This is a genomic window from Pseudoalteromonas sp. S3431 (genome assembly GCF_000690035.1).
Taxonomy (GTDB): Bacteria; Pseudomonadota; Gammaproteobacteria; order Enterobacterales; family Alteromonadaceae; genus Pseudoalteromonas; species Pseudoalteromonas fuliginea.
Window position 1 is genome coordinate 107296 of record NZ_JJNY01000001.1, and the last position, 15073, is coordinate 122368.

Here is a 15073-nt window from a genome sequence, read left to right on the forward strand (position 1 = left end):
CGGCTAATAGCCGCTTCCAAAAGATCAAAATAAATTACAGTTTTTCAAAATAAAGTGGTTCGCGCTCTTTTTTACCCACTTCATTCATTGTCTCTGCATTGAATAATCGACCATTGATCATGGTGTAATCTACTTTATCCGAATCTCGAATATTTTTAAGCGGATCGCCATCTATAACCATTAAATCAGCCAGTTTACCCACTTCAAGCGAGCCTACGTTTTTATCAAGCCCTAAATACTTAGCCGGATCGAGTGTCGATGCACGTATTGCCTCAAGCGGTGTCATTCCGCCTTGTGCAAACATCCACATCTCCCAGTGTGCACCTAAGCCTTCACGCTGACCGTGAGCACCTAAGTTAACTAATACACCTAGGTCTTGCAGCTCAGCAGCAACGCGTGCGTTATTAAAGTGATTATAGTGATGATCGGGCGCTTTAATGCGGCGCATAGAGCGTGGTAATAATTGATTTTTTGGCACAAATTTACTTAAACGCGGATGATTCCACACATCAGTTTTATCATACCAGTAATTTTCACCCCAAATGCCACCATAAGCCACTACAAGTGTTGGTGTATAACCAACATCACTTTGCGACCATAACTGCTTTATATCGTCGTATATGTGCTCTACAGGGATTGAATGCTCAATACCTGTGTGTCCATCTACAATCATACTTAAGTTATGTTGTAATAATGAGCCGCCTTCAGGGACAACCATCATTTCAAGCATCCGGCCTGCTTCAATAACTTGTTGGCGCTGCTCACGGCGAGGCTGGTTATACGATTTAACACTAAACGCCCCTACTTTTTTAAGGCGCTCTAAATGAAACTTTGCATCGTCTAACGAGTCAATATGCGACGTATAACCTGGCATATTTGCGCCATATAAAATAGTACCGGTTGAGAAAATACGCGGGCCAACAATCATGCCTGCCTTTTGCATTTCGCTTGCGGTAAATATTTCTGAGGTATCGTTTGATGGATCGTGAATTGTAGTTACACCCAGCGCTAAACCAGCAAAGTTTTTCCAGTTTTGCTCAGGTATAATTTCGTCACTTGCTTGCGAGCCATGTGCATGAGCATCAACAATACCAGGCATAATAGTTTTACCTGTTACATCAATAACCTCAGCACCTTTAGGGATGCTTATCTCGCTGGCTGTACCAATTGCTTTAATATGCTTGCCATCAGTGATAATTACACCATTTTCAATAACCTTTTCGCCGTCCATCGTTATAATTTTTGCACCAGTGAGCGCAATCATGCCTTTAGGCTCTGCCATTTTTTTACTGAAACCGATATTATCGCCACTTTTCACTTTAAAGTCGGCATCTTCGGCTTTGTTAATGGCAAACATCCCCTCAAGGCTTGCATGATAAAGCTCAGGCCCTAATGTCCAATAAAGTTTGTTGCTCTTAGCACTCCAGCTAATGTTTTCACCAGCACGTACCGATAACTGCTCTATTGGAAATTGACTGTCTTTAGGCCCAATATTAATTGTTTTACCACTTTGTACAAACGGGGTTACAAATACTTTAAATCGCTCTGCAAACGCTAAATATTTGCCATCTGGTGATACTCTAAATTCTGTCGCATGCTCTGACTCGTATAGTTTGCTAACTTTTTTACTTTCAAGCTCTACTACACTTAACGTTGGTTTTGGCCAAGGACTCATAATGAAAACACGATCGTTTGCATCTCCAAATTGTGGTTGATAACCACTTTTTGAAATAAGCTCACTTTTACCGCCTTTAGCGCTTACGCTATAAACCCCCGGATTAAGTGACCACTTAGGGTTTAAAATACTGCCGCCAGTGGCTTTACGATAAAGAACCGTTTTACCATCTGGGCTAAACGTAGGCTCTACATATTTCCCGGGCTCTTTAGTAATTGTATCGCCACGACCACTACGCGCAGAAACCACTCTTACAGACCCTTGTTTGTTATCATCCCATGTGGTGTAAACTATTTTTTTACCATCGCGAGAGTACTGTGGAAATAATTCGTAATGATCAGTTTGCTTTGTTAAACGCTTAATTTTACCTGACTCTAAATCACGTTTATAAATATGTCCAAGCGCTTCAAAAATTGCTGTTTCGCCATCTGGGCTTACTTGCACATTACGCAGCATTTTTACATCAAACTCGTCGGTATCTAAGTTTTGTGTAAATCGCACTGCTTTTTGAATTTTTTTACTTGTTTGCACTTTAAAAGGTATGGTTTTAACAGATTTGTCTGCAACATCTAGCTTGTGAATTGTGCCACCAGCCCAAAATACCAGTTCTTCATTATCGGGTGTCCATGCAATGGTTGGGTATACACCATGAATAGCCCAGGTTTCTTGCATATCTCGCTCAAGCTTATCGTAAAGCTTAGTGTGCTCACCGCTGGTTAAGTCATATAAATAAAGACTAGTTTGAAAATCATCACGCTTTATATACGCCAGTTTTTTACCATCAGGTGACGGTGTAGGCCTAATAGCACCGCCCATCGTATCGATTATGGTATCAATTTCACCCGTTTCACGGTCGTAGCGCTTAATTTTATAAATGCCCGCTACAGAATCCTTTGAATAATGAAAGGTTTTACCGGGTGTTGCATCATGCGAGAAGTATACATAACGACCATCAGGTGAAAACATTGGCTCACCTAAATCTTTTTGATCGTTCTCGCGTTTTGTAAGCTGCACACCCTTGCCACCCGCTTTATGATACAACCACACTTCACCGGCACCTAATGAGCGGCTAGCTGTAAAGTGTTTACGCGCAACTAAGTAGTCGCCATCAGGACTCCATGCAGGGCTATTTAGTAATCTAAAGGTTTCATCGGTAACAGCGTGTTGATTTTCGCCATTTAAGTCCATTATCCAAATGTTATCGCCACCACCTTGGTCGGAGGTAAACGCAATACTTTTGCCGTTAGGACTAAAGCGTGGTTGCATTTGCCATGCAATATCAGAGGTGAGCTTTGTAGCTGTACCACCACTCATTGGCATAGTGTAAATATCGCCAAGTAAGTCAAACACCACGGTTTTACCATCAGGGCTAATATCTATATTCATCCATGTGCCTTGCTCAACGCTAATTGCAGCGTCAACAAATTGCCCCTTAGGTGAATCTACTTGCCATTTTTGTTCGTCTTTTTCGGCGGCATTCACTTGCCCTATCGCTAATGACACCGACAATGCCAATACTGTATGAAGCATTTTTTTCATGCGTTTCTCGCTTGTTTTTGTTGCTGTAAAACTATTTTACACAATTGCAACAAAAACAAGCACAACTTGCCAGTGTTATATGATAAAGCGCGGTTTATATAAGTTTAATGCCAAACTATAGGGTCAAATTGATAGTAATTAACGAGCATACTATAAATTTCAGGATCGTATCGGCGCAGCTCTGCGGGTTTTTCGAGGAAGGTTTCGGTGATAACAGCAAAAAATTCGGCTTCATTAGTTGCACCATAGCTGTGAATAACGTGTGGCATGCTATAAGCAACATGACTTTTCAACTGCGTAAACGCGCGGCTAAATACTTGGCCCCACTCTTTGTAATCTGCTGAGCTTTTTAAAAGTGGCGTGCCTGTTGTTTTTCCTGTTTCTTGATCGAGTTGATGCGCAAATTCATGAAAAACTAAATTATGTCCATCACTTGGCAAGCGATTACCTTCAAGCACATCATGCCAACTTAAAACGAGTGTGCCGCCAGGCCAAGACTCACCTAATCTTACCGTATTGTGGTAACTCACAAGTCCTGCACTATCGCGAGTTGATTGCGGAGCATAATAAGCACTTGGGTATAATAAAATTTCTTTTACATTTTTATATAACGGCCACGGTTTATTAAGTACTAATACACACGCATCGGCGGCAACAATTAACTTCATTGCAGACGTTAACTTTAAGCCATCACAACCGACGAAGCGTTTTTCATTTAAAAACCACGTTATGTGTCGCTCTAACTTTTCTCTGTCGGCATCGGTCATTTTTTTATAGATGGGCATGCAACGCAGTAAAATATCTTTTTGCTGCGAATTTAAAGCAAAGTCTTTATATTTACTGCGCCATAATCGGTTTTGAATTGATGGCCAACGCCAGAAAATCACCACAAAAAGAATTAAAACAACAATTAACAGTCCATTTATCATGGGGATTTCCTGAGCTAAGGTATGGTATATAAATATGTCCAGCGCACGTGCTTTTCAAGCATATAAGGTTATGTATTTGAATATAAAGTAATTCACATCGCATTGCTTATAGATTACTTATAAATTGTTTACTGCTTTGCACTGCCGTTAAATGACGTGTTTAAAGTTAACCTTTGCAAAAGGAGTCAAATGTACCCTGCAATGTGTTTATAAATTTCGCTACGTGCAAACCATCCATTAATGAGTGGTGTACATCGATAGCTAAAGGCATTGTGCCGGTGTGTTTATCAAACTGACCAAATACAAATTTAGGAATGCCTAAACTCTGCCCTTCACTAAATGCATGCGAAAACGCACTAAAATTCAGCCACGGCAAAACAGATATATGAATTAAATCTGCCTGCCCTTCTGTTTGAGCAAATGCATCAGAAAATAACGGCTGTAATTTCGCTTTTTTGCTTACGTCACTTGCATGATTTGCAAACTCTTTAAAATCGCTTGCGCTATTAAAATAACTAAAAACAAACGTATCGTTTTCAGACAACTCAACCACACTTGCGCGAACACTATTAAGTAACCATGGTTGATTATCTATTATACGTAGCATTATTGAATCGTACTCATGGCACGCTTTTAAGGTGCAATATACATATGCTTGAAAAAAAGAAAATTGATTGGTTTTGCAATAGTCATACAGCGCTTGAGCATCTAAACGCACACACACATTAAAATAAGGCTGAGAAAAGTGTTTAAATAATTCAAAGTGTTGCTTTCTAGGCCAATTATCTAAATCGATGGGCTGCATGAGAGAAGTTGAGGGAGTCATAATTTGCCGCACAAAATTAAAAATAAAGTGTACCGCTGTTCAGTAATAATTGCATTAGGGTCTGTTGATCTTTCAAGGTTAAATCCGCAAAGATCAACACCCCTTAACTTACAGATAAACAAAAGGTGTGCAATTGCACACCTTTATTGCATTTTAGCGTAAATTTATAGACCGTTTTTAATGATTTCTTGGGCTAATTCGTCAGCAATTAAATGCGTTGATTTTTGCTCTTTTTCGCTGCGAGCAAAAATTTCAGTTAACGTATTAAAAATACCTTCAACATGTTTATTAGACGCTGCTGCACTGTAACCATCTGGCGCTGTTTCATAATAAACATTAATAATACCACCGGCGTTAATTACGTAATCTGGTGCATATAAAATGCCTTTTTCACGAATAACTTCACCGTGGCGAGATTCTGCCAGCTGATTGTTAGCACAGCCTGCAATAATAGTCGCTTTTAAACGCGGTATCGTTAAATCGTTAACGGTTGCACCTAATGCACAAGGTGCATAAACATCAACATCTAAGTCGTAAATGTCATCAATACCAACCGCAGTTGCGCCAAAATCACTTACTACACGGTCAATGGCAGCTTGGTTAATATCAGTTACAAACAACTCAGCGCCCGCATCATGTAAATGTTTACATAAACCATAAGCAACAGCACCTAAACCTTGAACAGCCACTTTTACGCCTGCAAAATCTTGATGACCGCGTTGATGCTGTAGCGCTGCTTTAATTCCTAAAAACGTACCGTATGCTGTAAATGGCGATGGGTTACCGCTTTTACCTTCAAGACCCAGTACGTAATTAGTTTCTTTATTCATGATAGCTACATCAGCACATGTGATGTTTACATCTTCTGCTGAGTAATAGCTGCCATTTAATCGCTCTAACTGACGGCCAAATGCACGAAATAATTGCTCAGATTTAATTTCTTTCGCATTACCTATAATTACAGATTTACCGCCACCAAACGGTAAGCGCGCAACTGCATTTTTATAAGTCATGCCCTTTGATAAACGTAGCACGTCATAAACAGCATCTTCGTCGTTCGCATAATCCCACATTCTACATCCGCCAACAGCAGGACCTAGGTTAGTATTATGTACAGCAATAATTGCTTTTAAACCCGACTCTTCATCAGAACAAAAAACCACTTGTTCATGGTTATCAAATTCAACTCGATTAAACACAGCCACTTAAAATACTCCGAAATAGTTAACCCGTGAAAGGGTATGCGCGCTGGAAATTGCCGAGACTTTATCACTTCATATACGTGTTCGCTATACTCACAGATGATAAAACCAATGAAAACATCAAGCTTAAATTAAATAACCAAATTAAAACTTTTATATAGATAAAAAATTCACAAAAGCGTCGTTTGTAAGTTTTAAAAACTATAAATAGAACAACCACACCTACTTACGTTTACGTGAACATAACACAGTTATTGCATGTAAAGTTTAATATACAAGTGCTACTTGCCCGACACGTACTGCTGCCTATAGGTTTTCAGTAAAAAGTGAGCTTTTTCGCAAACTGGTCAGAGCTGTAAACTTACTAATAACTCTATTTAAAAAAACAAAAAAGCGAGCACTAGGCTCGCTTTTTAAAAATACAAAACGTACGTTATTTTAGCTTGCTATCAAGCTCTTCAATTTTAGCTTTCCAGATAGCAGGGCCTTGTGTATGCGCATTGGCGCCTTCACTGTCTACTGCAACAGTCACTGGCATATCTTCTACTTCAAATTCGTAAATAGCTTCCATACCTAAATCTTCAAAAGCAACTACACGCGCTTTTTTAATCGCTTTAGATACTAAGTAAGCTGCGCCGCCTACAGCCATCAAATAAACAGATTTATGCTCTTTAATAGACTCAACCGTTGCATGCCCACGTTCAGCTTTACCAATCATGCCTACAATGCCTGTTTTTTCTAGCATCATATCGGTAAATTTATCCATGCGCGTGGCTGTTGTAGGGCCAGCAGGACCTACTGCTTCATCGCGTACCGCATCCACAGGGCCTACGTAATAAATAAATTTATTATCAAAGTCTACGCCCTCAGGTAAACCTTCACCTGAGTTGATCATATCTTGCAAACGTTTATGCGCTGCATCACGACCTGTTAAAATAGTGCCCGAAAGTAAAACGGTTTCACCCATTTTCCATTCTTGAACATCTTTTTTAGTCAGTGTATTTAAATCAACACGACGTGTGCCTTCGCCTACTTCAAATGTTACTTGTGGCCAATCTTCTAGTTTAGGTGCTTTTAAATTAGCAGGGCCAGAACCGTCAAGCGTAAAATGTACATGGCGAGTTGCCGCACAATTTGGGATCATTACTACAGGTTTTGAAGCTGCATGCGTTGGTGCTGTTTTAATTTTAACATCAACAACCGTTGTTAAACCGCCTAACCCTTGTGCGCCAATACCTAATTTATTAGCACGATCAAAAATTTCTAAACGCAGTTTTTCTTCAGTTGTCTCTGCGCCGCGTTCCATTAGTTCATGGATATCAACCGGATCCATTAACGACTCTTTAGCCATTACTGCTGCTTTTTCAGCCGTACCACCAATACCTATACCTAGCATGCCTGGCGGACACCAACCAGCACCCATTGTTGGTAGTGTTTTTTCTACCCATGCAGCAACATCATCTGACGGGTTTAACATAACCATTTTACTTTTGTTTTCAGAGCCGCCGCCTTTTGCCGCAACCATTACTTCTACTTTTCCACCCGCTACTAAATCAATATGCACAACCGAAGGCGTATTATCTTTAGTATTTTTACGCGTACCAGCAGGGTCTGCAACAATAGATGCACGTAAAGGGTTATCTGGATTTAAATATGCACGACGAGTACCTTCATCAACCATTTGTTGAACGGTTAAATCTGTTTTATCCCACTTAACATCCATACCTACTTTAACAAAACAGGTAATAATACCGGTGTCTTGGCAAAGTGGACGCTTGCCTTCAGCCGACATGCGTGAGTTAATTAAAATTTGTGCAATGGCGTCTTTAGCCGCTTTACTTTGTTCTTTGTTGTACGCTTTTTCGAGTGCTTGAACAAAATCAAGTGGGTGATAGAACGAAATATATTGCAATGCATCTTCAATGCTATCAATAAAGTCTTGCTGACAAATTGTACTCATAGTGGTTCCTTAAGTTACCGTTACGCGTTGTCGCGTAATCTAAATCAAACCGGTGACGGTGGTTTGCACTGTTTTTTGCAGCTTAGTGCTGCCAAAAAATTTGACTTATGATACCCTCCCAGCCCGTTTCGAGCCAGTTCTTAAAGGGGCAGTAAATGCTAAACAATAAAAAAAATTGTATTAAATTAGGCATAACACAAAACTGCATTGACGTTTTTGCGCATTTTTCACATTTGCCTTACGCAATTCTATTAGATTCTGCAAATAGTAATCATATAAACAGCCGTTTTGATATTATTGCCATTGAGCCGCAAAGTACCCTTGAAGTAAAAAATAATAAAAGCTTTTTAAATAATATAGAAAGTAGTGATAACTGCTTTGAAATTATGAATAATGAGCTTTCACGCCTTGATAAAACAAAAGCCGATTACGATTTACCCTTTAACGGCGGCTGGCTTGGCTACTTTGGCTACGATCTGGGGCGTACAATTGAAAACATCCCCACTCATGCTATTGAAGACATTAATCTTCCCCAAATGGCTATTGGCCTTTACTTAGATGCCCTTATTTACGACAAGCTGCAACAAAGCTGGTTTTATGTATCGCAGCCAAACACCGATCGATTAGCGCTTTATGAGCAATATTTAAATACGCACGTTAACTCCCAAGTTAATACGCAGTCCTTTGCCCTAAACAGCGACTGGCAATCAAATATGAGTAAAAAAGAATACGCTACAAAATTTGCCCAAATTGAGGAGTATTTAAAAAGTGGCGATTGCTACCAAATTAATTTAGCGCAGCGCTTCAACGCTCAGTTTGAAGGCTCCCCTTGGGCTGCTTATATTAAATTGCGTGAGGCAAATAAAGCACCGTTTTCAAGCTTTATAAATCACCCTCAAGGGGCTATTTTATCAATTTCCCCTGAGCGCTTTATATCAGTAAATAATAACGTTGTAGAAACCAAACCTATTAAAGGCACACTACCGCGAAAAGCGGATGCGCTGGAAGATCAACGCCAAGCCCAAATACTCGCAGCATCAGATAAAGATCGCGCTGAAAATGTCATGATTGTTGATTTACTGCGTAACGACTTAGGCAAAGTGGCAAAACCTGGCAGCGTTCACGTCCCTTCTCTTTTTGCTATTGAAAGCTTTCCGGCAGTGCATCATTTAGTAAGCACGGTAACCTCTGAACTTGATGAAGGTAAAACAGCCGTCGATCAGCTAAAAGCGGCTTTTCCGGGTGGCTCAATCACCGGTGCGCCCAAAATTAGAGCAATGGAAATAATTGAAGAATTAGAACCACATCGCCGCAGCATTTATTGTGGCTCAATTGGTTATTTAAGTGCGTGTGGAAATATGGATACGAGTATCACTATTCGCACCTTGGTGTGCCACAAAGCGCAAATTTACTGCTGGGCAGGTGGCGGAATAGTCGCTGATTCTAAAGTCGAATTGGAATATCAAGAAACTTACGATAAAGTAAATAAAATCCTCCCTTTATTAAAACAGTAGGTCGCTTTGAATAGTGAACACATTATGGCGCGGTTTCTGTTAAGCCCTACAGCTGCGCCAAACCAGTTAAAAGACACGCGTAAAAAACGCGCTAGCGCTGTTATGCTGCCAATTATTGATATAGATAACCATGCACATATTTTACTGTGTAAACGCCCTACTTATTTACACCATCACCCTGGAGAGATTTGTTTGCCAGGGGGTAAGTTTGAAGTAAGCGACATTACCCTTCGCACCACAGCCCTTCGCGAACTAAAAGAAGAGCTAAATATTGCCCAAAACAACGTTAATGTAATAGGTCACTTACCTGAGTATTCAACATTAACGGGTTTTAGTATTAGCCCCTATGTAGGTTTACTTAATAAAGGCACCACATGGGAAAATGACTATAATGAAGTACAAGCGAGCTTTTTACTCTCTGTCACTGAGTTAAATAACGAAGCTAATTGGCAACCCTTACCTTTTCAACGATTTGGGAAAACGGTTATTTTGCAAGGTTTTAAAACGCCACATGGTTTACTTTGGGGTGCGACTGCAAACATTATAAAAAACTTTACAAAACAACTCGCCTTACCAGTTTAAATCTTCGTTATTAATAGTTACACAATCACAATTCCACGTTATCATGCTCGACCGTTCAAAGAGCAGCTTCGTGCTGATAAAACAAAGTAGAGACACACATTATGATCAGTGCATTTGATATGTTTAGCATTGGTATTGGCCCTTCGTCATCACACACCGTTGGCCCAATGCGCGCATCACGCTTATTTGTTAATGACCTACAAGAACAACAATTATTAGCAAATGTTACCGATATTAAAGTAGAGCTTTATGGCTCTTTGGGTCAAACAGGTGTTGGCCATGGTTCGGGTAAAGCCGTAATTCTTGGTTTAGCCGGTTACGACCCTGAAACTATAGATGCCGATTTAGTCGACGACATTTTAGCGACCATCGAACAAGATCAGGTTATTTATTTAAACAAAACACACAAAGCTAAGTTTCCAAAACAAGGCGCTATTGTTTTTCATCGTCGCAAAACGCTGCCTAAGCACTCTAATGCAATGGAAATTATCGCCTCAAACAACGGCGAAAAAGTTTACAGCAAAGTATATTACTCTATTGGCGGTGGCTTTATTGTTACTGACGAAGAGTTTGAAAACGAAAAACAAGCAGCCCTCGATATTAGAGAAGAAAACCCAGCCCCATTCCCATTTGGTAGCGCAAAAGAGTTACTAGAAATGTGTAAAGAGTCAGGGCTTAGTGTTTCAAGCTTGATGATGAAGAACGAAAAAACACTGCGCACTGAAGATGAAATAAAAGACACGCTGTTTCATATCTGGAAAGTAATGATGGCCTGTATTGACCGTGGTATGCGTACAGAAGGTATTTTACCTGGCGGCTTAAAAGTAAAGCGCCGTGCGCCTAGCTTATACTTAAAACTAAATATAGAAGTCAGTAACGACCCACTTCGTGCAATGGACTGGGTTGATTTATTTGCCCTTGCCGTAAACGAAGAAAATGCGGCAGGTGGCCGTGTAGTTACCGCACCAACTAATGGTGCTGCGGGTATTTTACCAGCTGTACTTATGTACTATCACACATTTGTGAAAGAAGTAGACCGCGATATAGCCACACGTTATTTATTAACGGCTGCTGCTATTGGTATTTTATATAAAAAGAATGCCTCTATATCGGGTGCCGAAGTAGGTTGCCAAGGTGAAGTTGGCGTTGCGTGCTCTATGGCAGCAGGCGCATTAACAGAAATTGTTGGTGGCAATGTTGTGCAAGTAGAAAACGCAGCAGAAATTGGTATGGAACATAATTTAGGCCTCACGTGCGACCCTGTTGGTGGCTTAGTACAAGTGCCGTGTATTGAACGCAATGCAATGGGCGCGATTAAAGCAATTAATGCCTCACGTTTAGCTATTCGTGGCAGTGGAGAGCAAAAGGTATCACTTGATAAAGTGATTAAAACCATGCTTGAAACCGGCAACGATATGAAAACCAAATACAAAGAAACCGCTCGCGGTGGATTGGCTGTTAATATTATTGAATGTTAAAAATAACTAAAAAAGGCCATACAAATTTGTATGGCCTTTTTTATCTAGCTGTATAAATTTAAGACAAAAATGCAAATTTAATAATAAACAGTGCCGTTAAAATCCATACGCTAATTGTGACTTCGTCTTGCTTACCACACAACACTTTTACTACCGTATAAGATATAAAACCAAGTGCTATACCATGAGCAATTGAAAACGTTAATGGCGTCATCAGTAAAACGACTGTAACGGGAATGGCATCGGTCATATCATCCCAATTAACAAACTTCAGATTTTGTAGCATTAAAACTGCAACATATAAAATGGCTCCAGCGGTTGCGTAAGCTGGTACCATTTGCGCAAGTGGTGCAAAAAACATCATAAGTAAAAAGCAAATACCTACCACAACTGCTGTTAAACCAGTACGCCCACCTACAGATACACCTGCAACAGACTCTATATAAGATGTTGTAGTAGAAGTGCCCAACATAGCGCCTGCAATTGTTGCTGTACTGTCAGCACTTAGCGCTCTTCCTAACCGAGGCATATTTCCTTTTTCATCAGCAAGCCCTGCTTTTTGAGTAACTGCAACTAAAGTACCCGAGGTATCAAATAAATCCACAAACAAAAATGCGAAAATAACGCTCAACATAGACAATTCAAGTGCAGCACCAAAATCAAGCTGCATAAAAGTAGGTAAAATAGAAGGAGGCGTAGCAACAATTCCATGGTATTCAACAAGCCCTAAAGCCAGTGCGATACAGGTCACTAATAAAATACTAATTAACACACCACTTTTAAAGTTACGATATAAAAGCGCAGCAATAATAAAAAAGCTGAAAATAGCTAATAATGGGCCAGCTGAAGTTATATCACCTAATTGTACTAACGTTGCAGGGCTGGCAACGATGATCCCCGCATTTTTAAGAGCAATTAAAGCTAAAAATGCGCCAATACCCGTTGCAATGGCCCGCTTTAAAACCAAAGGAATGGCATTAATAATCCACTCACGAACTTTAAACAGGCTTAGAAGTAAAAATATACACCCAGACATAAAAACAGCACCTAATGCCGCCTGCCATGTGTAACCCATCCCTAATACAACACCATATGTAAAAAATGCATTTAACCCCATTCCAGGCGCTAATGCTAAAGGATAATTAGCCCACAACCCCATAATAAAACAACCAATAGCAGCTGCAATACAAGTTGCTACAAAAGCAGCTCCCTGATCCATTCCAGCCTCTGCTAACATGGCAGGGTTAACAAATACAATGTAAACCATTGTGATAAATGTAGTAATACCCGCAATGCATTCACGGCGGACTGATGAGCCATTCTCACTAATTTTAAATAAAGCTTCGAGCATAATAGACTTATGGTTGTAAAAAGTGGCAATATTTTAACATAAAAATCATCTTTTACAGGACATTTTACCTTGCGATATACTAAACTATTGACTTAGTTACATAACGAATGAGTGAGCATGATAAAAACAACACCGACAGGCCAAGATTTAGAGCAGCAGTTAGACAATATACTGTCCTTTGTCACGCAACCTAGCGACACTAACTCAACGCCAACTAACGAAAATAGTCAGCAAAATACACTGAACAAAGCACTGTATTATTTAAAAAACAATCAAAATGCACTTGCTGCGAAGTGGATGCGTTTAGCTGCGATGTCTGGAGAACTTCGAGCACAATTTTACTTAGGACTATTTTTTGTAAAAGGCCAAGGTGTTCCGCAAAGTGTATTTCATGCTGTTGCATGGCTAAGCTTATCAAGTAGTCAAGGTCACGAGCCAGCAACTACTGCATTAACTGACTTGCGTAAACACATTGAAACTAAACGCTTTAAAGATGCCCAATGCTACGCTGCAAGTTTATATGAACAAATTCACCAATTGCAGTTTTCTCACCTAATACCAAATAACGCTAACGAAGAGTAAATTACACATACGAAACTATGCTGTAATTTACACATGAAATCATTATTTAAAGCTGCCATATCAACCTTCAACAGGTGTATACAGTATTCAACACAATAATGCACAGTTGGAAACGACAACATAAAGGTAAATTTAAATCATTAAATATTAACAACTTAAAAAAATAACAATTTAAAAAAAGTCTAAATCTTAAATTATCGTACAAAAAAATAGCAAAAAACACTTGCACACAAACACTGTATAAACTACTGTATGTAAATACTGTATAAAAACCCAGTGAGTGAAGCGATATGTTACAACCAATTACCGTACGAACAGTTAAAAGCTACCAACAAGACAATAAAAGCGATTGTGTTAATTTAATTGAAATTGAAGATGAAATTTCGGCAACATTTGAGCTATTAAAAGTATTACATCAATACAATAGCTTAAATGCTTGGACATTATTAATCGCACCCGATCACGTCCCTAGTAAAGCGCTACTTGATTCGTGCTCTATCGATACGAGTAAATTACTCGTTATTAGACAAAAACACTTAGTGAATCTAGAGTACGTATTAAATTCGGCTTTACACAACGGTAATTTTGCAGCTGTAATTACTTGGACTGATATAGTTAATAACCAGCTATTAACTAGCTTATCTCTGGATATGAGTAAAACAAATACAAAGTTATATTGCTTCACGAAAAACAAACAAACCACAGAGATATTACTAGCTCAATAATCTTGTTAAACTAACATTTTAGCTTTACACCAAAATTATGACCTCACTGAATAAAACATTATGTCTTTGTGGCAGCCAACAAAATTATGTTGACTGCTGCGAACCTTTTCATTTGGCAATACAGCATCCTCAAACACCAGAGCTACTTATGCGCTCTCGTTATAGTGCTTATGCACTCAAAAATGCTAAGTATATTTATCAAACATATACAACAGATAAACAGCCCGAAAACCCCGTTAAAGAAATTAAAGAATTTGCAGATGGTTGCCGCTTTATAAAACTGACAATTATAGACTCAGGGCACGATGATAGTCAGGGTTTTGTAGAATTTAAAGCGCACTACTTTTATGATAATTTATACTGTGAATTGCACGAACAATCAAAATTCATTAAAGAAAAAAATCAGTGGAAATATTCTGACGGCGTTATATTACCTGTTGCAGATATAAAAATTGGCAGGAACGATGATTGCCCATGTGGCAGTACTAAAAAGTATAAAAAGTGCCACAGCCTATAAACCTCAACTTACCCAGGCATCAGGTATTTTAAAACACACTAATTAGTTAAATAATATGTACTCTAGTTTTGTACATATTATTTAACTTAATGTGGCGCATACGCACGAAAAGTTATTTATTTCCAAAAAACTCAGCGTCTCTAAATAAAATTTTTATACCAATCTGCTTATGTATGGGGTCTATTTAACGTTA

Annotated in this window: 12 protein-coding genes; 6 read left to right on the forward strand and 6 right to left on the reverse strand. The window is 39.2% G+C overall.

The window, feature by feature from the left end:
• Positions 1-34: 34 nt before the first annotated feature.
• From DO88_RS17675 to DO88_RS17655, 5 genes are all read right to left on the reverse strand, one after another.
• Positions 35-3214, reverse strand: coding sequence for an amidohydrolase family protein (locus DO88_RS17675; RefSeq protein WP_033037765.1), 3180 nt, complete (start codon positions 3212-3214; stop codon positions 35-37).
• Between the two features lie 104 nt (positions 3215-3318).
• Complete coding sequence (locus DO88_RS17670; RefSeq protein ID WP_033037766.1) at positions 3319-4143, reverse strand: M90 family metallopeptidase; 825 nt, start codon at positions 4141-4143, stop codon at positions 3319-3321.
• A 166-nt stretch (positions 4144-4309) separates the two neighbouring features.
• Positions 4310-4948: a chloramphenicol acetyltransferase gene (locus DO88_RS17665; RefSeq protein WP_084165998.1), complete on the reverse strand. Its 639-nt coding sequence runs from the start codon at positions 4946-4948 to the stop codon at positions 4310-4312.
• Between the two features lie 185 nt (positions 4949-5133).
• Positions 5134-6174 (reverse strand): Leu/Phe/Val dehydrogenase, encoded by a 1041-nt coding sequence (locus DO88_RS17660; RefSeq protein ID WP_033037768.1) that lies wholly within the window; start codon positions 6172-6174, stop codon positions 5134-5136.
• 430 nt (positions 6175-6604) lie between these two features.
• On the reverse strand, positions 6605-8131 hold the full coding sequence (locus tag DO88_RS17655; RefSeq protein WP_033028598.1) for a fumarate hydratase: 1527 nt from the start codon (positions 8129-8131) through the stop codon (positions 6605-6607).
• A gap of 155 nt (positions 8132-8286) precedes the next feature.
• Here DO88_RS17655 and pabB point away from each other — a divergent pair, with 155 nt between their 5' ends.
• The 3 genes from pabB to DO88_RS17640 all read left to right on the forward strand — a co-directional run bounded on the left by pabB (position 8287) and on the right by DO88_RS17640 (position 11705).
• Positions 8287-9645 (forward strand): aminodeoxychorismate synthase component I, encoded by a 1359-nt coding sequence (gene pabB / locus DO88_RS17650; RefSeq protein WP_008135587.1) that lies wholly within the window; start codon positions 8287-8289, stop codon positions 9643-9645.
• A gap of 6 nt (positions 9646-9651) precedes the next feature.
• Complete coding sequence (locus tag DO88_RS17645; RefSeq protein ID WP_033037769.1) at positions 9652-10227, forward strand: NUDIX hydrolase; 576 nt, start codon at positions 9652-9654, stop codon at positions 10225-10227.
• Positions 10228-10328: 101 nt separating this feature from the next.
• Positions 10329-11705 (forward strand): L-serine ammonia-lyase, encoded by a 1377-nt coding sequence (locus tag DO88_RS17640; protein ID WP_007375891.1) that lies wholly within the window; start codon positions 10329-10331, stop codon positions 11703-11705.
• 58 nt (positions 11706-11763) lie between these two features.
• On the opposite strand, the gene DO88_RS17635 is transcribed toward DO88_RS17640, so the two are convergent.
• Entirely contained in the window at positions 11764-13056 is a 1293-nt protein-coding gene (locus DO88_RS17635) for an NCS2 family permease (protein WP_045984411.1), read from the reverse strand.
• Between the two features lie 117 nt (positions 13057-13173).
• Here DO88_RS17635 and DO88_RS17630 point away from each other — a divergent pair, with 117 nt between their 5' ends.
• From DO88_RS17630 to DO88_RS17620, 3 genes are all read left to right on the forward strand, one after another.
• Entirely contained in the window at positions 13174-13638 is a 465-nt protein-coding gene (locus DO88_RS17630; RefSeq protein WP_007375893.1) for a tetratricopeptide repeat protein, read from the forward strand.
• 290 nt (positions 13639-13928) lie between these two features.
• The gene (locus tag DO88_RS17625) at positions 13929-14363 is read left to right on the forward strand and encodes a SulA-like leucine-rich domain-containing protein (protein ID WP_007375894.1); all 435 of its coding nucleotides are present in this window, start codon (positions 13929-13931) and stop codon (positions 14361-14363) included.
• 37 nt (positions 14364-14400) lie between these two features.
• Entirely contained in the window at positions 14401-14880 is a 480-nt protein-coding gene (locus DO88_RS17620) for a YchJ family protein (RefSeq protein WP_007375895.1), read from the forward strand.
• Positions 14881-15073 lie beyond the last annotated feature (193 nt).